Genomic DNA, 3,974 nt, shown 5'->3' on the forward strand with positions numbered 1-3,974 from the left:
CTGGGCGGCAGTTGCAGAGTGTTGTATCGTTGTGACAGAAGGGGTTATGAAGAATGCGGGTGTGCGTAATAGCGCCAAAAGATGAGGTCGAGGATGATGAAGGCCAAGACGACGCTGAGGATACCGGAGAGGGTAAGATCCAACCTCTGCTGCACCAGGAGGAGCGGGAGCAGGCTTTCCAGGACCTGGTCGAGACCCGGAGCATGGCCTCCCGAGGCCAGTCCAAGACGCCGCTTAATGAAGCTCGTCAGACTATCACCCAGCAAGGCCGCGAGAGAAAATACCAGACCCGTTTCCAGATCAAGACCTTCGATCCATGCGCAGGCGATCGTGATCGGGATCGAAAAGAGGAAGCCTCGCCAGGTTTTTGAGGGCCCCAGCAGGGGGCGTCCGTCTAGAAAACGCGACCCGCAGTCCAAGGGGGAGGCAAAACGGTTTCGTAAGAGCCGTTGTCCGATGATGGGCGCCAGATTCGCCACGATGATCAAGACCAGCAGCTTGAGGTATATCAGTTCCAGGGAAAACCTCCGATGAACTCCGTGCGTCTCACTTATTGCTTGAGGCGCGTAACCTTTCCCGTAGTGGCATCCATGGCGACGCGTTCGCCGTCTTTCAGGAGGTGCGTGGCTCCAAGGACATTGGCAATGGCGGGGAGGCCATACTCGCGGACGATGATCGCTCCGTGGGACAATGTGCCGCCCATCTCCACGATGAGCCCGGCTGCAAGCCCCATGAGCGGCGCGATGCCGGGATCAATCACCGATGCCACCAAGATATCTCCCCGCTTTACTTTTTTTAGATCGTCAGGGGCCCGCACCAGACAAACAGGCCCTTCGGCATAGCCGGCGCTGATGGGGAGACCTTGAAGCAAACCATCAGCACTGCCGATTTCGTCAACCAGTCGTTCATCGTCTCCGATGACTGTATCCGGAACGTCTTGCGCGGCATGCCGCTCCCATTCCTTGCGGCGCCTGTTCACCAGGCCCTTCCAGTCGTCCGCTGAACCGGATGTGGCAGCCTTGATCTCACCGAGCCTCAAAAAGAAAATATCGTCTCTTGATTGTAAGAGGCCACGTGCCGCCAATGTGCCTCCGACGCTCATCGCGATGAGCCGGGCAGCGGCGATAAACTGCATCAGGGCATGCCGGTTGGCCTCCCGTAACTCCAGATAACGACAGAGTCGCCGGTGCCACCAGCTCCATACCGCCCATTCATGCCAGCGCCAGCCGAACCCACTGCGGAGCCGCCGCAGCGCCTCCTGTCTGGCGGACTCTTGCTCACGGCGAATCTCGTCGGCGGGCCTGGCCGGCTGGGTCAGCAGATGTCCCCTGATGACTCCGAGGACGTACTCAGGGATCTCCGCAAAGCGCGGCGACATGACGTCGGACTCGCCGACCGCTCGGTGTCCGTATTCCGATAGATAGGCGTCGAAAGACCGAAGAAAATGCGTGCCGGCCAATGTGGCGCGGAACGGCTCAGGTATCCAAGGCTCTGCCACCAGAAAGTCCCGAACCGCCGGCTCGCGTCCGACCGCCTCGGCCAGCTCCGTTAACAGGAGAATTTGTTTGGCGCTGATGATCGTCCCAACTCCCTGCAACGTTTGGCTCAGGAGCGACTGCCATGCGGCTCCCAGCCGCCGTTCGAGGAGCAGTTTCATCACATAGAACCCCTGAGACACTCCGCTGAAGATCGCGAAGGTCAAGTCTCCATTCGTGCGAAGGTGCCGACTCAACTCTTCTTCCCAGGCCGATAGCTCGACCTCCGTGAGCTCTCGTATTGGTTCGTCCTTGCATCGTACCCCTAGCCGTCGCATTTCCTGGAACCACTTGGGCGCGCGCCTGGCTGCACGCCGGATCTTCCATTCCATGAGGATAGCGACCCTCCACCAAGGAAGCTGTATCACCGTGCGCGGGGGTGGAGACGCTCCACCACCCATCTGTTCGGCAAGCAGGGTCGGGTCGCCTCCCAATTGCGCCATGACAGACTGGAACAGGGTCACGTTGATGAACGGACGGCCCTTGATCACTCGGACCGACGAAACTCCAGGCGGGATACGGCATCCCAACTCGCGATAGCAGCGCACGATGTGGGTCTCCATAAACCCTTCCAAGAGCGAGAGGCCGAGGGGGCTCGGCAATTCCGGCAGGGTTTCCTTGAAGTTTGCCCGAGACCAGACGATCGGCGCGGAGTCTTGCCACGCGTCTCGTTCAGGAATCGGCCTGGCCTGCAAGAGCCACAGCCCTTGCGCATCGTCCACCCACTCGACATCCACAGGTGTCCCGATCGCGCGTTCCACCTTTTTCACCAGCCTGGCCAGGGCGAGGACTTCACGCTCCTCCAGTACGGATCTTCTCTGATCTTTTTCGGGCAAAGGCTGATCCGTAAGACCCCACGGCATGGCGAGCCTGACCTTCGTCTTCTCGGCAATGTCTTGCTGGATCAGTGTCAGGGAAGCCGGTTCTTTCCCGATCTCCACGACATATTGATCCGGCGTTACCAGGCCGCTCACCAGCGGTTCGGCCAGCCCGAACACGGCATTGATCATGATCTGGTCGGTCCGGCCGGAGACGGGGTGCCTGGAGTAGGCGACACCGGCTGTGCGAGGAGTGAGCAGCGGCTGAAGGATGACTGCCATGGCGGGACTGGGACGGGGTGTCGGCAGACGTTCCTGATAGGTAAAGGCAAAGGCTGTCCACTGCGAAGCCCAACAGTCGAGGATCGCCGCTGCGATCGAGTGACGCGGAACCCCTAAGACTGTACGATAGATGCCCGCACAGGTCGCGTTCGCCGCGTCTTCATCGGAGGCGGAGGATCGCACCGCCCACAGCATGCCGCCGGTCAATCGGTTCTCCGTCGCGAACTCTTTCTCCAGCTTGGCAAGTTGTGCGTCAATCGTGTCGAGCATGGCCTGAGACAGTACCAGGGACGCGATCGTGTTTCGGCAATCCTTCAGCAACGGCTCACGTTGTACCACCGGCGTGCGCCCGATACGATTCCAGCGCTCCAACGGGTTCAGCCCACCCGCTTGCAATGTGTCACGATAGGCCTGAGTCGTGACACAGAGACCAGGAGGAACCCGGAATCCCTGAGCGATCAGTCGGGCGAGTCCCGCTGCTTTACCGCCGGCGAGCGCCGGATCGGTGCATGACTCCAGCGGGACGATCAGTGATGAGGACAGGACAGACCGTGTGATGGCGAGCCTCTTTTAGCAGTGAAAAGTACAGATGGAACCCTGACATCGCCCGCACGATTTCACCCGTGTAGAGCGATATCGTGGTTACCCCGCCGCGACGGAAGAGACTGAATCAGTCTGGAAAGCGCCTTCTTTCCGTTGTATAGCTGGATTCAGCCACTCCGGCACATATCGCCCGACATCGGAAGCCCAGGCCGTCGCGTCTTCCTCGATGGACGTAAACAGATCGCCCAGCGTGGCGACCATGTCGTGCGTCAGTGCGAGATATTCCTGCCCACGGTCCCGGAGGGCTTCCGGCGAGGTAACACCGGCCGCGAACATCCGTTCCAACGTGCGGCATCCAAAGCCGTGATGCGCTTCTTCTTGTTGTATCAGCATGCGCCGCATGCGTTCGAAAGGAGCGTTCCGTTTGGCCAGTCCCTCCTCGATGCGTTCGAGGATCGCCTGACCCAGCCCTTCCAGAATGATTTGTTCCGCCATCAGGGTTTCGGCGAAGTCTCCTCGACGGATGGCATCCTCAATCAAGGTGCGATACCGCTCCATCGGCGGCAGCAAGGGGCAGGCACCCAAGTGGCGTGGAGCCAGCCAGGCAATGTTCCCTTGAAAGACGAATGCATGATAGGACTCTTGCCGGGCCTGGCTCAGGAGGAACCTGCGCATGAGCGGGTTCGTTGCGAGCTTTGACTGCGCCTTGGCACAGTCGCTGGCGAGATATTCCCCATCTCGAAGAAATTGGAGAAGACGGGCGACCGGCGCTTTCTGGTCTGGATGAATGAACATG

At 60.0% G+C, this 3,974-nt stretch carries 3 protein-coding genes; all 3 read right to left on the reverse strand.

What is annotated here, in order from left to right:
• Nucleotides 1–44: 44 nt before the first annotated feature.
• The gene (locus Q7U76_06590; protein ID MDO8356040.1) at nt 45–479 is read right to left on the reverse strand and encodes a CDP-archaeol synthase; all 435 of its coding nucleotides are present in this window, start codon (nt 477–479) and stop codon (nt 45–47) included.
• 71 nt (nt 480–550) lie between these two features.
• The gene (locus tag Q7U76_06595) at nt 551–3,154 is read right to left on the reverse strand and encodes a PEP/pyruvate-binding domain-containing protein (GenBank protein ID MDO8356041.1); all 2,604 of its coding nucleotides are present in this window, start codon (nt 3,152–3,154) and stop codon (nt 551–553) included.
• Between the two features lie 123 nt (nt 3,155–3,277).
• The coding region (locus Q7U76_06600; protein MDO8356042.1) for a hypothetical protein at nt 3,278–3,974 on the reverse strand (697 nt) is incomplete at its 5' end.

The organism is Nitrospirota bacterium (genome assembly GCA_030645475.1).
Taxonomy (GTDB): domain Bacteria; phylum Nitrospirota; class Nitrospiria; order Nitrospirales; family Nitrospiraceae; genus Palsa-1315.